Raw genomic sequence first — 773 nt, 5'->3', positions numbered from 1 at the left:
GGACGATCGCCAACCTGCTCGACGAGCACCGCCGGTTCCCGCCGCCCGCGGACTTCGCCGCACAGGCGAACGCCGGCGCGGAGGAGTACTCGCGCGCCGCCGCCGATCCGGTCGCGTTCTGGGAGGAGGCGGCCCGCCGCCTCGAGTGGGCGGAGCCGTGGCACACCGCGCACAGCTGGGAGCCGGCCGCTCCGCTGCCCGACGGCTCGCTCTCGGTGCCGCGCACGACCTGGTTCGAGGGCGGACGGCTGAACGTGGCCGTCAACTGCGTCGACCGCCACGTGGACGCGGGACGCGGCGGGAAGACCGCCCTCCACTTCGAGGGCGAGCGCGGCGACCGGAGGTCGATCACCTACGCCGAGCTCCAGCGCGAGGTCTCCCGCGCTGCGAACGCGCTGACCGCGCTCGGGATCGGCAAGGGCGACCGCGTCGTCGTCTACCTGCCGGTGATCCCCGAGACCATCGTCATCACGCTCGCGATCGCGCGGATCGGAGCGATCCACTCGCTCGTCTTCGGCGGCTTCTCGGCCGAGGCGGTGCGGTTCCGCGTGGAGGACACCGGTGCGAAGCTCCTGGTCACCACGGACGGGCAGTTCCGGCGCGGAGCGGCGGTGCCGGTCAAGGCGGGCGCCGACCGGGCGGTCGAGGGCGTCGCCTCGATCGAGCACGTCCTCGTCGTCCGCCGCACCGGTGAGACCGACGTCCCCTGGACCCCGGGCCGCGACGTCTGGTGGCACGAGCTGGTCGACGCGCAGAGCGACGTCCACGAGGCC

The 773-nt window shown here is 74.1% G+C and carries 1 protein-coding gene; it reads left to right on the top strand.

The window, feature by feature from the left end; all coding sequences use genetic code 11:
* Positions 1-5: 5 nt before the first annotated feature.
* Positions 6-773 (top strand): AMP-binding protein (locus C5C24_RS17470; RefSeq protein WP_146082672.1); only part of this gene is annotated, 768 nt, incomplete at its 3' end.

Origin of the sequence: Rathayibacter sp. AY2B3 (genome assembly GCF_002931755.1) — a bacterium.
In the GTDB taxonomy this organism is placed as follows: Bacteria; Actinomycetota; Actinomycetes; order Actinomycetales; family Microbacteriaceae; genus Rathayibacter.
This window is presented reverse-complemented; position numbering and strand designations above follow the sequence as displayed.